This window comes from Bacillus sp. FSL K6-4563 (assembly GCF_038630405.1).
Lineage (GTDB): Bacteria > Bacillota > Bacilli > Bacillales > Bacillaceae > Bacillus > Bacillus pumilus.
In genome coordinates this window covers 181640-194561 of sequence record NZ_CP152030.1, presented here as the reverse complement: position 1 = coordinate 194561, position 12922 = coordinate 181640, and the positions used below count along the sequence as shown (strand labels likewise).

General features: G+C 43.0%; 13 protein-coding genes, 5 tRNA genes and 1 pseudogene. All 19 read right to left on the bottom strand.

Going from position 1 to position 12922, the window contains the following annotated elements; genetic code table 11:
- Positions 1–18: 18 nt before the first annotated feature.
- The 19 genes and pseudogenes from skfA to MHH54_RS01045 all read right to left on the bottom strand — a co-directional run bounded on the left by skfA (position 19) and on the right by MHH54_RS01045 (position 12802).
- Positions 19–186: a sporulation killing factor gene (gene skfA, locus MHH54_RS01135; RefSeq protein WP_106029705.1), complete on the bottom strand. Its 168-nt coding sequence runs from the start codon at positions 184–186 to the stop codon at positions 19–21.
- Positions 187–412: 226 nt separating this feature from the next.
- Positions 413–826, bottom strand: a complete 414-nt coding sequence (locus MHH54_RS01130; RefSeq protein WP_106032876.1) for a RidA family protein — start codon at positions 824–826, stop codon at positions 413–415.
- Positions 827–941: 115 nt separating this feature from the next.
- Positions 942–1706, bottom strand: a complete 765-nt coding sequence (locus MHH54_RS01125) for an ABC transporter permease subunit (RefSeq protein ID WP_342500578.1) — start codon at positions 1704–1706, stop codon at positions 942–944.
- Positions 1703–2620, bottom strand: coding sequence for an ABC transporter ATP-binding protein (locus tag MHH54_RS01120; protein ID WP_106032874.1), 918 nt, complete (start codon positions 2618–2620; stop codon positions 1703–1705). Before MHH54_RS01120 ends, MHH54_RS01125 begins: the two co-directional genes overlap by 4 nt.
- A 15-nt stretch (positions 2621–2635) precedes the next feature.
- Complete coding sequence (locus tag MHH54_RS01115) at positions 2636–2827, bottom strand: PLD nuclease N-terminal domain-containing protein (RefSeq protein ID WP_003217265.1); 192 nt, start codon at positions 2825–2827, stop codon at positions 2636–2638.
- Between the two features lie 165 nt (positions 2828–2992).
- Positions 2993–3348 (bottom strand): annotated as a pseudogene (locus MHH54_RS01110) (DUF2200 domain-containing protein).
- The gene (locus MHH54_RS01105) at positions 3335–3622 is read right to left on the bottom strand and encodes a hypothetical protein (RefSeq protein WP_133254339.1); all 288 of its coding nucleotides are present in this window, start codon (positions 3620–3622) and stop codon (positions 3335–3337) included. The pseudogene MHH54_RS01110 and the gene MHH54_RS01105 overlap by 14 nt, the downstream one beginning before the upstream one ends.
- A gap of 133 nt (positions 3623–3755) precedes the next feature.
- On the bottom strand, positions 3756–5558 hold the full coding sequence (glmS, locus tag MHH54_RS01100; protein WP_008360582.1) for a glutamine--fructose-6-phosphate transaminase (isomerizing): 1803 nt from the start codon (positions 5556–5558) through the stop codon (positions 3756–3758).
- A 572-nt stretch (positions 5559–6130) separates the two neighbouring features.
- Positions 6131–7477, bottom strand: a complete 1347-nt coding sequence (gene glmM / locus MHH54_RS01095) for a phosphoglucosamine mutase (RefSeq protein WP_342500577.1) — start codon at positions 7475–7477, stop codon at positions 6131–6133.
- 25 nt (positions 7478–7502) lie between these two features.
- Positions 7503–8912 carry a YbbR-like domain-containing protein gene (locus MHH54_RS01090; protein ID WP_003217031.1) on the bottom strand — a complete coding sequence of 470 codons (1410 nt, stop codon included), beginning with the start codon at positions 8910–8912 and terminating at the stop codon, positions 7503–7505.
- Complete coding sequence (cdaA, locus tag MHH54_RS01085) at positions 8905–9726, bottom strand: diadenylate cyclase CdaA (RefSeq protein ID WP_003217057.1); 822 nt, start codon at positions 9724–9726, stop codon at positions 8905–8907. The genes MHH54_RS01090 and cdaA overlap by 8 nt, the downstream gene beginning before the upstream one ends.
- Before the next feature lie 216 nt (positions 9727–9942).
- Positions 9943–10569, bottom strand: a complete 627-nt coding sequence (gene rsiW / locus MHH54_RS01080) for an anti-sigma-W factor RsiW (protein ID WP_034664492.1) — start codon at positions 10567–10569, stop codon at positions 9943–9945.
- Between the two features lie 14 nt (positions 10570–10583).
- Positions 10584–11147: an RNA polymerase sigma factor SigW gene (gene sigW / locus MHH54_RS01075; protein WP_003217112.1), complete on the bottom strand. Its 564-nt coding sequence runs from the start codon at positions 11145–11147 to the stop codon at positions 10584–10586.
- Positions 11148–11330: 183 nt separating this feature from the next.
- A complete protein-coding gene (rocF, locus tag MHH54_RS01070; protein ID WP_065097737.1) occupies positions 11331–12242 on the bottom strand; it encodes an arginase in 912 nt (303 codons plus the stop codon).
- A 137-nt stretch (positions 12243–12379) separates the two neighbouring features.
- Positions 12380–12451, bottom strand: a tRNA-Gln gene (locus tag MHH54_RS01065).
- A 4-nt stretch (positions 12452–12455) separates the two neighbouring features.
- Positions 12456–12540, bottom strand: a tRNA-Tyr gene (locus MHH54_RS01060).
- A gap of 28 nt (positions 12541–12568) precedes the next feature.
- Positions 12569–12641, bottom strand: a tRNA-Thr gene (locus MHH54_RS01055).
- A gap of 3 nt (positions 12642–12644) precedes the next feature.
- A tRNA-Val gene (locus tag MHH54_RS01050) sits at positions 12645–12720 on the bottom strand.
- Between the two features lie 7 nt (positions 12721–12727).
- Positions 12728–12802, bottom strand: a tRNA-Glu gene (locus MHH54_RS01045).
- Positions 12803–12922 lie beyond the last annotated feature (120 nt).

The window sequence follows — 12922 nt, the reverse complement described above, 5'->3', positions numbered from 1 at the left end:
AACTCCCTATGTTACTCATTAAAGAGCTCGCATTGCAGGATGTGGAAGTGCACAAACACGTGTCATCGGTATACTCTTCGAGGCCCAGCACCCCATACATCCAGCAGCCTTTACAATTGACGTACCACCTGGACGTTTAAGGTCTTTTTTACTCACAGATTCCCATTCTTTTTGGTTTCGTTTCATAAGTAAAACCTCCTCTTAATTGTTGCATAGTGTCAATAGACCCATCTACCATGCACCCTGATATTACCATATGAAAAATGTCGAAGTAAGGGGAATTGTGTAAATAATTCTAAAAATAAACTTAAAAGGGATTTATAGTATATTATTTAGATGAACAATAAAAAAAAGATTGGCTGCGATACTCCAATCTTTTAGACAAACTTTGTAGTTTTTGTACTATTTTAACTTAATAACAAGCCCCGTCACCAAAAACCATCTCCTGACACGCCCACGCATCCACCTCTACCTTTAATGCTGGGGATGCCAATGCCACCACATAAATCATCGTCATACAAGGCAGATGATCACCTAAAAACTGCCCCATGATTCGTTTTCTGCTCTCCGCATCGAACTCTCCTACGAGATAAAATACTAGTTTCGTGATGTCCTCTACCGCCATGTCTGCCGCTTCTACGTTTCGTTTCACATTTTCTAATGCTAATTCGAGCTGCTCCAACGGACTCTCTGGGATGGTTCCATCAGCCTCCATCCCCACTTGACCTGATAGGGTTAACCACCGCTGTGGTCCTGTTGTTTCTATTTGATGAGTGTAGGGTGCAACTGGCGGGTGAATGGCCTCCGGATTACGTGATGTTTTCATTGATAAAAACTCCTTTTCTGAAAATACAGTCAATTTTTATCATCATATCAAACATTCAACGGTATTCAGATTTTTATGCTCATAGTAAACCTGAAGAAACAATCGCAACCGCCTGCTATAATTCTTGTTTTCTAAAAAGAAACCATCCGATGAGAAAAAAGAAACTGATCAATACCGATACACCTAGCAAGCTTGTAAGCGCCTGATCCGAATAAGTCCCTCTATGAATCATCTCCTCAGCCGCACTTGTTACGCCTTTAGGTGCAAACTTCCCTAATGTTTCCTCATAAAATGAAGGAACGGTAAATAAAATAAGGTTGATCAAAAGCGATACACCGCCAGCTGTGACGGAACGCGTAAAGAATGCCGAAGCACAAATGGTCGATACCACAATCAGCAATAAGTTTGGATAATAAAGAAGTGTTCCTTTTACGACATTGACCCAATCCAGATGCCCAAATTGGATGTCCACATAGTAAACGGAGGCAAGCACCGCCACCACCAAACTAAACAAGGTCAAACAAGCATAGGCGCATATTTTCGAGACATAGTAACTCATTCGACTGATTGGTTTCACCATGATCATCGCCGTCACCCCAGAGGCACGCTCTCCTGCGATCGTCCCCATCACGATCATAATGAGTATAAAAACGCCAAGCGAATCGAACTTACTCAATGCACTTGCTAAAGCCTCACCAGCGCTAGGCTCTGGTATATAAAATGTGGACCCTTCAGGTAGATTCGCTGATTTCGACAAAAGATCCGGCAGCATTTTAAGCGTAATAGGCTGTGTGATCATTAAAATCGTAAAAATAATCGGCACAAATAACATTTTATAACTAGTGAATAACTCCCTAAATTCCTTTTTAAACATCATCACGCCGTCACAACCTTCATGAAAATATCTTCAAGCGTCAGCTTAGATAGTCGATAATGGAGGAGAACACCGCCAGCTTCAGTGATGAGACGAGGCAGCTCCTTCAATGCCATTTGTTGATCGTTGACTCGCACCTGATAAGCGTCTCCTGTTTCAATGCATTCCTCCACCCAATCCCGCTCCTTTAACAAAGCCACTAGTTTCGTATTCTGTTGTTCTAATTGAAATTCAATCACTGGCTGGATATAGTCTTCTTTGATCTGTTTCATAGAAGAGGACATCTCAATTTTTCCACTGTTGATCATGATAATATGATCCGCCACTCGTTCAATGTCGTCTAAAATATGGGTCGACATAAAGATCAACATCTCATGCTTTAGACGCTCAATCAAAGTCAGGACATCTTTCCTTCCCATTGGATCAAGTGCAGACACAGGCTCATCCAAGATCAGAACCTTCGGGCTGTTGATAAGTGCCTGCGCAATGGCAAGCCTTTGCTTCATCCCCCCGCTATAGCTGCCAATGGCACGATCCTTCGCCTCATATATCCGACAAAGCTTCAACAGCTCCTCTGTTTTGGATCGAATGATGTTTTTCTCTAATTGAAATAACCCGCCAACCCAATGCATCCACTCCTGCCCCGTCATATCCTGATAAAATGCAGGCTGCTGCGGACAATAGCCAATCACATGACTAATGTCATCCATATCCTTTGTCACATCCATACCCGCCACCTTCACGACGCCAGACGTAGGACGAGCAAGCCCCGTCAAAATCCGAATCGTCGTTGTCTTCCCCGCACCATTGGCTCCTAAAAAGCCGACACACCCAACCTCCCCAACAGAAAACGATACATTTTTTAAAATTTCATTCGGGCCATACGATTTCGTCAGCCCATGACACTCCAGCATATTCAAGCGAATCCCCCCCTTTTAAGATTGTTTACGGCCAAAAATGAAATACGCAATAGGACCGGCACTCGCCACAAACACAATCACCAAAGCCCAAACCCACTTCACTTCTCCTCTGATCCTTGATGGATCTCTTTTCAGCAAATCGAACAAACCAATCACCATCAAAATCGCTTGCAGTAAAATAAGAGGTAATATCATCTTCATATCCATCCACGCCACTCCTTTTTCAAACGCCAATTTGTTTTGATATCACTTCTTTTGACGACATGAAGAGGGAATTCGTTCAAACGGATTTTATTTTTATTGGTCGAATGGTCTATAAATATAAAAAAGCCCAGTGAAAGTAAGTTCACGGGGCTTACGTGTTATAGATGTTTATGATGAACCTCGCAAAATCTTTTCCATCTTCTTTCCTTTCGCTAATTCATCAATTAGCTTATCTAGATAACGAATGTTTTTCATGGTTTCTTCCTCAATATCCTCCACTCGAACACCACAGATGACCCCTTTGATTAAGCTGCGGGAAGGATGAAGCTCAGGAGCCTCAGAAAAAAAGTTTCAACGTCTATCTGTTTGTTCAACTATTCCTTTAACTCTTCTGGACTGTACCCTGTTAACCAACAAATAATCGTATCGACTTCAGTCTTCGTTTTTCCCTTTCTTTCCACCTTTGCGATATAGAGAGGATAGACTTTTGCGAAGCTCATTGTATAGATTTTAGGTTTGTTCATGTGTTTTTCTCTCTTTCTTTGTTAAATATTCAACCTGTATTGCCTTCTCTACGTGCCGCTCTCTTAGTATGCCTATTCCCTTTTTATTACCCGCATCTTTTTTGAAAGACCTATATTTATGAAATTGAACGAAACAGAATCCTAGAAATACACAAATCGGTCCTTCGACGGTAGCAGGACCACCAATCAACAAATAAGAGCTAATAAACAATGCGATATAAACGATGAAGAAAAAAGCAATTCCCCATTTTTCCTTTTTTAAATATTTACTCATAATGACTCCGCTCCCTTGAAGATGTACGATCTTATCGAATCTATCTTTCATTTTAATTAGTTCTTTAGAAACAAAAATACCCCTTTAGACAATTATATCTAAAGGGGTATCAAAAATCCGATTTAAATTAACCCTACTCCACCGTCACACTCTTCGCAAGGTTACGTGGTTTATCCACATCACACCCGCGGTGAAGTGCTGCGTAGTAAGCGATTAGCTGTAATGGAACAACAGATGCAAGTGGTGCAAGTGCTGGGTGTACAGCTGGAAGGACGAAACGGTCGCCTTCGTCTTCTAGGCCTTTTAGTGAGATGACACATGGGTTTGCGCCGCGTGCAACGACTTCTTTGACGTTACCGCGAATGCTGAGGTTTACGTGTTCTTGCGTTGCAAGGGCAATGACCGGTGTGCCTTCTTCAATTAAAGCAATCGTGCCGTGTTTGAGTTCTCCACCAGCAAAGCCTTCTGCTTGGATGTAAGAGATCTCTTTTAGTTTGAGTGAACCTTCAAGGCACACATAGTAATCAAGTCCTCTTCCGATAAAGAATGCGTTACGTGTCACTGTGAAGAAGTCACGAGCGATTTGTTCCATTTCATCCTTTTGATCGACAAGGGCTTCCATTGCGTTTGCTACAATTCCAAGCTCTTTCACAAGATCAAAGTCAAGAGATTGACCATTTAATTCAGCTGCAACGGATGCAAGGATTGCAAGAACAGCGATTTGCGCTGTGTAAGCTTTTGTTGAAGCCACTGCGATTTCTGGTCCTGCATGAAGAAGCAATGTGAAGTCCGCTTCACGAGAAAGCGTAGATCCTGGTACGTTTGTGATCGTTAATGCTTTATGACCAAGCTCTTTGACTTGAACAAGTACAGCACGGCTGTCCGCAGTCTCCCCAGATTGAGAAAGGAAGATGAACAACGGTTTTTTCGATAGAAGCGGCATGTTGTAAGAGAATTCACTTGCTACATGGACTTCTACAGGTACTTTCGCCCAGTCTTCAATGTATTGTTTACCGACAAGTCCTGCATGGTAGCTCGTTCCACAAGCCACAATGTAAATGCGGTCTGCTTCTGCTACTGCGCTTGCGATATCGCCAGCGACTGACAGCTTACCGTTTTCGTCTTGATATTCTTGGATGATTTTGCGCATGACAAGCGGCTGCTCATCCGTTTCTTTTAACATGTAGTGAGGATATGTGCCTTTCTCGATGTCGCTTGCATCTAGCTCAGCGATATAAGAAGGACGTGTCATGATATCACCGTCAAGGTTTTTGATGATCACCTCGTCTTTTGTGACAATGACCATTTCTTTATCCATTAATTCCGCATATTCGTTTGTTACTTGAAGCATCGCCATTGCGTCAGAAGCGACAACGTTGAAATCTTCTCCGAAACCAACCAATAATGGGCTTTTGTTTTTCGCCACATAGATTGTTTCTTTGTTCTCGTTATCGAAAAGGGCAATTGCATAAGAGCCTTTTAGTTGAAGAAGCGTTTGACGGAAAGCTTCCTCTGTATCAAGACCTCTGTTCACAAATTGTTCGATGACTTGAACAACAACCTCTGTATCTGTGTCGCTTTTTAGTGTGACGTCTTGTAAATATTCACGTGTCAATTGTACATAGTTCTCGATGACACCGTTATGAACAAGCGTAAAACGGCCAGAAGCACTTTGATGCGGATGCGCGTTTAGATGGCTTGGTACACCGTGTGTTGCCCAGCGTGTATGTCCGATTCCAGCTGAAGATGCTACGTTTGCATCAACAACTTCACGAAGCTCAGCGATACGTCCTTTTTCTTTGAACACGTGCACGCCTTCTTCGTTTGCCACAGCGATACCTGCTGAGTCATACCCGCGGTACTCAAGCTTTTCTAAACCCTTTAATAAGATTTCCTTCGCATCATTCTGACCAATATAACCTACGATTCCACACATAAATATTCTTCCTCCCGTTCATGTAAAAGGGACAAAGAAAGCCTACTAAAATAGAAGGGACATTTCTTCGTCCCTCTCTACATGTTTAATTTGGGAGATCATGTGTATTCCCTTTGTACAAAGAGTCACCTCTTTGCTTTAAAGAAACACTTACGGCTGTGATCTCTTTTTTGATCAGCCGGGAGGCATCCGCCGAAAATTCGATAACCTCCATCCTCGTCAACTAAGCATCTTTCGTCCGATCGCTTAGTTCGGGCGCTATAATTATAAGAGAGTTTCTGAACATCTACCCTGCCTTTCCTGATAGAATAAAAAATCCAGTAACACAAGGATGATTGTACTATAAGGTCTGACCTCCGTCAATCACAATTTAGCCGGTGATCCCTTTCAAGAAAGTGAGACCTCCTTACACTATATGCGATGAGGCTTGTCACGTTCTACCTTTGATGTGCTCTCCTATGTATGAAGACACAGTAAATTGCCCTCGCCTATAAGATTCGTACAAAACCATCCATTTATGACGTTTATTCGAAAAAAAGCAAACCGCTGCTAGCGATTTGCTTTGATATCTATTACTCAATACCCATTTCTTCCTTCACAACAGCCGTAATTCGAGTCACATAATCATCACATAGCTCTTTTGTTTTCGCCTCTGCCATGACACGTACAAGCGGCTCTGTTCCAGATGGACGAACAAGAATACGGCCGTCACCGTTCATCTCTTTTTCAACCTCTTGAATCACTGCTTTTACCTTTTCATTTTCTTCTACTTTATATTTATCAGACACTTTCACATTCACTAGAAGCTGCGGGAATTTCTCCATTTCAGCCGCAAGCTCTGACAATGTTTTTCCTGTTGCTTTGAGTGTGTTGACAAGCATGATTGCAGAAAGCATGCCATCACCTGTCGTATTGTAATCAAGGAAAATCAAGTGGCCTGATTGCTCACCGCCGACATTATACCCATCCTTTTTCATCGCTTCAACCACATAGCGGTCACCAACAGCGGTTTGGATGCTCTTAATGCCTTGTTTCTCGAGCGCTTTATAGAAACCTAGGTTACTCATGACCGTAGAGACGACCGTGTCATCCTTTAATCGACCTTCGCCCTTCAAATAACGTGCACATATGTACATAATTTGATCGCCGTCTACAATATCACCTTTTTCATCGACAGCAATCAGACGGTCACCGTCACCATCAAACGCAAGACCAATATCTGCATCCTTCTCCTTCATAAAAGCAGAAAGCGCCTCTGGATGAGTTGAGCCTACACCATCATTGATATTCAATCCGTTTGGTGATGTTCCCATTGTGGACACATCCGCATCTAAATCCGCAAATAAATGTGTCGCTAGAGAAGAGGTTGCACCGTGTGCACAGTCAAGCGCCACGTGAATACCTGTGAAATCCTCGTCTGCTGTCTGCTTCAAGAATTGCAAGTATTTCTGACCGCCTTCAAAGTAGTCATTTACTGTTCCAAGATCCGCTCCAACTGGGCGTGGCAATTGATCGACCGGCTGATCCATCAGCTGCTCAATTTCATTCTCCTGTTCATCAGACAGCTTAAAGCCGTCACCGCCGAAGAATTTAATTCCGTTATCTTGAACTGGATTGTGAGAAGCAGAGATCATGACACCCGCTTCTGCGTCCATTGCTTTCGTTAAATAAGACACTCCAGGTGTTGAGATCACACCCAGACGCATTACTTCAGCCCCAATTGAAAGTAAGCCTGCAACGAGCGCTCCTTCTAACATATGACCGGATACACGTGTGTCTCGCCCAACGAGTACCTTTGGACGTTCTTTATCCTTCGTGAGCACATAGCCGCCAAATCTCCCAATTTTAAATGCGAGCTCTGGCGTTAATTCGCTATTCGCCACACCCCTTACACCATCAGTTCCAAAGTACTTGCCCATGTTTCAATCGCTCCTTTTTTACCATTCAAGAGGCCGCTTCGTCCTCTTTTTTATCTTCTTTGATCCGCTGTCTTTGACTTGATTCTTTCTTTGCTTTATCTTGCGTGGATTCTTCTTTGCTCTTCTCTTCCTGATCATCGTCATCAGAAGATGGCTTCTTCTGATCATTTGTAGACGCTGGCTGATCTTCTGTTTCAGTAGAAGTCAATTTCACTTTGACCTTTGATCTCGATAATGTCCACGTCACATTTTGAGGACCGTTCACTTGAATTGTGACCTCATGTGTTCCTTCGTTCAAGTCCCCGACATTGATATAGGCTTCAACATCTGAAGCCTTTAGTTTATCAATCGCACTCTTTGATCCCTTTGCTGTTAACGTAAGCCGTCCAGAAGATGGGCTCACAAAATCAGAGGTGAGATCTTTGCTTAGACCTACGACAGAGATTGGTACATTATCGATCTTTTTTTCTTGAGCTGTAGCAACCTTCACTTTGATCTTCACCGTTTCGGGCGATACCTTTTTCACACCATCTGGCAGGGGAATGTCGGCATCAATCTCCGTATCATCTTTGATTTTGCTTAGGTCCAGCTTGACGCCATCAATAAAATCAAGCGAATCCAGCACTTTTTGAGAGCCGTACACTGTGACCTCACTCGGGCTTGTCTCAATACTTGAGATACTGATCCCATCCGGCAAACTGCCAGTCCGCTCTATTTTAAACGGAACCTTTTTGCTTGGACTTGAGATGGGAACTGTAATATTCACAACAGACGGACTCAATTCGACTGGCAGCTCATTCCCGCTGCTATCATACACAGTGAGCTTCGCTTCCTTTTCAATTTGCTGATCGACATCCTCTAGGTTCACAAATGCTTTAATGACAGAAATTTTGTCGATCACGTCTTTTGAACCTGTGACTGTGACTTTTTTCGGATTCACAATAGGCTGTTCAGGTGAATAGCCGTCTTTGATTTTATTTTGATTATAAAATTCGGTTTCAACAGGAAATTCTGCTGTTGTTTTTTCTTGTATCGTCACCGTCGTCACAGATGGATTGATCGATAGCGTGAGTCCTTTTGATACATCTCTTGCCTTCAGCTCCACTTTATGAGTACCTGTGGATAAATTCTGCATATCTGCATATATTTCGAAGTTCTTTGTTTGTCTTGCTGTTTTCACAGCACTCGTTGACCCTTTAATCGTCACATTGACTGTTTGCGGCACACCAGTGACGACATACTTCTCGTCATCATAATACGCTTTAACAGGAATATCGGTTAAGGTCGCTTCATCTGTCGTCGATGTTGGGAAAAAGGATTCACCGATTTTTTTCGGCGTGGGCGCTTGCGCTGAATTGACTGCACCATACAGCAATAAAGCGAAGACCAATGCAAAAAGCTTTACGGCCCAGCGATTATTCAAAATCTTATCCATTTTTCTTGCCCCTCCAATACCATTTGGTCGAGGAAGCATCTTTGCTGTTCTTACTAAATTCAGCAATCAGCATTTCTTCAAGCGCTTCTTCTGTCAATTCTCGGTGGAGATCACCATTTCTCGCGACAGAAATGCCGCCTGTCTCCTCAGAAACGATGACGGTCAAGCTGTCTGTCACTTCGCTAATTCCGACTGCCGCCCGGTGACGCGTCCCTAGTTCCTTAGAGATAAAAGGACTTTCTGACAGCGGTAAATAACAAGCGGCAGCTGCAATCTCATCACGCTTCATAATGACAGCACCGTCATGAAGTGGTGTATTTGGAATGAAAATATTAATGAGCAGCTCTGAACTCACCTTTGCATTCAAAGGAATTCCAGTCTCTATGTAATCATTCATCCCAGTATCACGCTCAATTGTCAGCAGCGCGCCGATTCTGCGTTTTGCCATATAGTTAATTGCTTTTGTAATTGCCTCGATCGTTTTCTGCTGCTGTTCCTCTACAGGTGTCCCGCTTCTTGAGAAGAAACGGCCGCGCCCAAGCTGCTCAAGCGCTCTCCTTAGCTCTGGCTGAAAAATAATAATGATCGCAAGGAATCCCCACGTAATCGCTTGATCCATCAGCCATTGAAGTGTGTTAAGACCGAGATACGCACTTCCCATCCTGACGAGAACAATGACCACAATTCCCTTTAAAAGCTGAACCGCTTTTGTTCCGCGGATGACCATCATTAATTTATATATCACATACCAAACAACGAGAATATCAACAGCATTACCGAGGTACTGCAAAATAGGAATATCCCCTAAAGCCATTTCCTCGTCCTCCAGAATTTTCAGTTATTCTTCGTTTGATGCATTTTTGATAAAAAAAGAGCCTATGTGTAAATACATAGCGTGGCTATTATATCACATTTTGTTTCAGCAAGGAAAACAGTTGCCATATATGGCTGGCCTGCTAGCTCGCATACATTCTGTCCTATAATATAGAAAAAGAGCAGCCCCTAAAGAGACTGCTCTCGACCCGTATAATTACTTTTGCTCCTCTGGTCCAATGACCCGCATCACATTTTGTGCTGTAGATTTCATTTTGTACCAAATCCAATCAAACACTTCATTAATTTCATTAATTTGACCAGTGACTTGTCCGGCAGAAGCAGTCAGCTGTTCCCCATTGACGACGGTGACATTTCCATCAACCTTGCCTTCTACAATCAGCTTGCCATTTTTGACAGTGACATCACCTTTTACGGTTTCCCCTTTAGGTACGGTCACTGTATCATTTACAACGACGAGATTCGGCTGCTTCGACACACTGAAATTATGATCGGTATTCCAGCTTGTAAACAGACTGCCTCCCATCAAAATGAGAAAGAGGGCAGCGGCCACCATCAGCGGATGAGCTTTGATCCATCTTTGAACCGACACACGCTTTTTTTCCTTTGGAAGACCTGCCATCACCTTTGCAGTGAAATCAGTCGGTGCTTCTATATGAGATGTACTCTGCACAAGCGCGATGGATTTCTCAATTTGTTGAAAATGAGTACGGCACTCCTCACACGATTGCAGATGGCTTTTTAATTCTTTTTCGTCTTGGGGCTCAATGTCCCCGTCTAAATACTGATGCATAAGCAGGACGATTTTTTCCTGACAGCTCATCAAAATCACCTCACTCAAAGGTCTCTCAACTGTTTCCGGAGAGCCTCTCTACCCCTGTGTATTCTCGTTTTCACCGTACCAACAGGTATATTTAGAATCTCACTAATTTCTTTTAACGAGAGTTCATCAATATACTTTAATACGATGACCGAACGATATTTATCGGGTAATCTTAGAATTTTTTGCTGAATGGTACTCGATAATTCAAGAGACACCACCTCTTCCTCTGGCAAAATGCCATCAGCAGCAATTTGAGAATACATATTCAATCCTTCTGTTCCTGCCACCTCTGCATCTAAATAATAATCCGGCTTTTTTTTGCGAATACGATCGATGGTCAGGTTGGTTGCAATGCGGTACAGCCACGTAGAAAACTTACGATTCACATCAAAGCTTTCAATATTCACATAGGCACGAATAAACGCCTCCTGTGCAATATCCTCTGCTTCGTGTGCATTCCCAAGCATACGGTAGCACAGCTGATAAATTTTGTCTTTATACAGGTCTACGATGTCTGCAAATGCGTTCTGGTCGCCTTTTTTCAATTGCTTAATTCTCTTTTTAATCATTGTGTCCATAGTATATTCAACCTCTGCCTTCACCGGTCTTTATGTATACGAACCTCTTTCCAAAAGGTTTCATTCTCCTCTAAAAAATAGTGTAACAAATTTTTGACAGCGTGTTACGCATATCTACCAGTAAAAACCTTAATATATCCTTAAATTTATCCAAAACAAAAAAGAACGGGAACAAGTCCCGCTCTACAATAGCTTTTCGCCCATTAACGATCCAATTAATGCAACAGCTGCTTCGGCTGTTTTATTTTTTTCATCCAAAACCGGATTCACCTCAACAAATTCAGCTGAAGTCAAAATACCGGCTTCTTCTAAAAGCTCCATAGCAAGATGACTCTCCCGGTAGCTAATACCGCCTGCCACAGGAGTTCCTACACCAGGACACTCGGCTGGATCTAATCCATCTAAATCAAGCGACAGGTGGACACCATCTGTTCTTTCCTTTAAATATGCAATCGCTTCCTCCATCACCCTTGTCATCCCTAAACGATCTATTTCATGCATCGTATACACTTTAATGCCTTTCTCTCTAATCAATGCCCGCTCTCCTTCATCTAAGGATCGAGCACCAATTAAAACAACATTCTCAGGCTTCAATTTTGGAGAATAACCGCCAATGTTCGTCAAATCAGCATGCCCAAGGCCAAGACTGACTGCAAGCGGCATACCATGTATATTTCCAGAAGGAGAAGTTTCCTCTGTATTTAAATCACCGTGTGCATCATACCAAATGACACCTAAGTTTTCATAATGCTTGGATACACCAGCAAGTGTGCCGATGGCAATGCTGTGATCACCGCCTAAAATGAGCGGGAATGAGCCTGATTGAACAATACTGTCAACCTTCTCAGCCAGCAGCTGATTCGCACCAGCATTCTCCGTTAAATTTTTTAGCTTTTCACTTGTATATAAACCTTTTTCATCATCTCTTTGTTCAACCGGAATATCCCCGAGATCCTCCACATCAAATGAAAGCGATTCCAATTTTTCTTTTACGCCTGCACACCGAATCGCACTCGGTCCCATATCGACGCCCCTTCTCATTTGACCCAAATCCATCGGAACCCCGACAAGCGTGACCTTCTTTTGATCTCCCATATGTACATCCCCTTTCCGTTCATGCTTATATTTTACTTTCTCGATGCCTTCTGACTCAACTCAACAATATTTTGAATAGTTATACATTCCGCCTGCCAACATAAAAAAAAGACACCTTTTTGAAAAAGGTGTCTTAACTGGGCTAGCTGGATTCGAACCAACGCATGACGGAGTCAAAGTCCGTTGCCTTACCGCTTGGCTATAGCCCAAAAATGGTGGAGGGGGGCGGATTCGAACCGCCGAACCCGGAGGGAGCGGATTTACAGTCCGCCGCGTTTAGCCACTTCGCTACCCCTCCACATATGGAATTGATAAAGAAAAAACAGTGCCGGCAAGAGGACTTGAACCCCCAACCTACTGATTACAAGTCAGTTGCTCTACCAGTTGAGCTACACCGGCATATGGTGGAGGATGACGGGCTCGAACCGCCGACCCTCTGCTTGTAAGGCAGATGCTCTCCCAGCTGAGCTAATCCTCCACATCAATGGTGACCCGTACGGGATTCGAACCCGTGTTACCGCCGTGAAAGGGCGGTGTCTTAACCGCTTGACCAACGGGCCAATTTGTCAAGTTTGACTGTTTCCGTGAAGCTGACAAAAGTTATTATATACAGGTTGTCCCCCTTTTGTAAAGGGGATTTTTATTTTTTTTATTTTCTAACTATTTACCTTCAATTAGCA

Excerpts from the sequence above, each read along its gene's own strand:
- sigW (WP_003217112.1), bottom strand. The coding sequence starts at position 11,147 with ATGGACACAATGATTAAAAAGAGAATTAAGCAATTGAAAAAAGGCGAC.
- MHH54_RS01090 (WP_003217031.1), bottom strand. The coding sequence starts at position 8,912 with ATGGATAAGATTTTGAATAATCGCTGGGCCGTAAAGCTTTTTGCATTG.
- cdaA (WP_003217057.1), bottom strand. The coding sequence starts at position 9,726 with ATGGCTTTAGGGGATATTCCTATTTTGCAGTACCTCGGTAATGCTGTT.
- glmS (WP_008360582.1), bottom strand. The coding sequence starts at position 5,558 with ATGTGTGGAATCGTAGGTTATATTGGTCAGAATGATGCGAAGGAAATC.
- MHH54_RS01130 (WP_106032876.1), bottom strand. The coding sequence starts at position 826 with ATGAAAACATCACGTAATCCGGAGGCCATTCACCCGCCAGTTGCACCC.
- rocF (WP_065097737.1), bottom strand. The coding sequence starts at position 12,242 with ATGGGAGATCAAAAGAAGGTCACGCTTGTCGGGGTTCCGATGGATTTG.
- skfA (WP_106029705.1), bottom strand. The coding sequence starts at position 186 with ATGAAACGAAACCAAAAAGAATGGGAATCTGTGAGTAAAAAAGACCTT.
- MHH54_RS01105 (WP_133254339.1), bottom strand. The coding sequence starts at position 3,622 with ATGAGTAAATATTTAAAAAAGGAAAAATGGGGAATTGCTTTTTTCTTC.
- rsiW (WP_034664492.1), bottom strand. The coding sequence starts at position 10,569 with ATGAGCTGTCAGGAAAAAATCGTCCTGCTTATGCATCAGTATTTAGAC.
- glmM (WP_342500577.1), bottom strand. The coding sequence starts at position 7,477 with ATGGGCAAGTACTTTGGAACTGATGGTGTAAGGGGTGTGGCGAATAGC.
- MHH54_RS01115 (WP_003217265.1), bottom strand. The coding sequence starts at position 2,827 with ATGGATATGAAGATGATATTACCTCTTATTTTACTGCAAGCGATTTTG.